1 protein-coding gene is annotated in these 797 nt (G+C 68.1%); it reads left to right on the plus strand.

Annotated elements, in window-relative coordinates; all coding sequences use genetic code 11:
* Nucleotides 1–797: DMT family transporter (locus tag GPA_RS10935; RefSeq protein WP_083809086.1), on the plus strand; the 797-nt coding region annotated here is incomplete at both ends.

A 797-nucleotide genomic window follows, 5' to 3' on the forward strand; every position in this document is an offset into this window, starting at 1 on the left:
CTCTTCACCGTGGTGGTGTGGGGCACGACGTTCGTGGCCACGAAGGTGCTGCTCGTGGACTTCGCGCCCATCGAGATACTGTTCTACCGCTTCCTCATCGGGTTCTTGGTGCTGTGGGCGTGCCGCCCGCGCCACGTGAAGCTGGGCGGCTGGCGCGAGGAGGCGCTCGTGGCGGCGGCCGGCCTCACGGGCGTGGTGCTGTACTTCCTGTTCGAGAACATCGCGCTCACCTACACCACGGCCAGCAACGTGGGCGTGATCGTGGCGGTGAACCCGTTCTTCACGGCGCTGCTGTCCTCGCTGCTGCTGCGCGACGAGAAGCTGCATCCCGTGTTCTTCGCCGGGTTCGCGCTGGCCATGGCGGGCATCGTCCTCATCAGCTGGGAGGGGTTGGGCACGGGCGGCGTCGTGGGCGACGCGCTGGCCGTGGCGGCCGCGGCCGTGTGGGCGTTCTACGCCGTGCTCACCCGCAAGCTGGCGCTTCTGTGCGACGACACCATCCAGATGACGAAGCGCACGTTCGCCTGGGGCCTCGTGCTCATGGTGCCGGCGCTGTTCCTGCTGGATTTCCAGTTCGGCCTCGAGCGGTTCGCCGACCCGCTCATGTCGGCGAACATGCTGTTCTTGGGCGTGGGCGCGTCGGCGGCGTGCTTCGCCACGTGGGGCATCGCCGTGAAGCTTCTGGGCGCCGTGAAGACGAGCGCCTACATCTACCTCGTGCCTGTGATCACGGTGGCGGCGTCGGTGCTGGTGCTGGGCGAGCCGCTCACGCCGCAGATAGGCGTCGGCGTCGTGCT

This window comes from Gordonibacter pamelaeae 7-10-1-b, from assembly GCF_000210055.1.
GTDB lineage: Bacteria > Actinomycetota > Coriobacteriia > Coriobacteriales > Eggerthellaceae > Gordonibacter > Gordonibacter pamelaeae.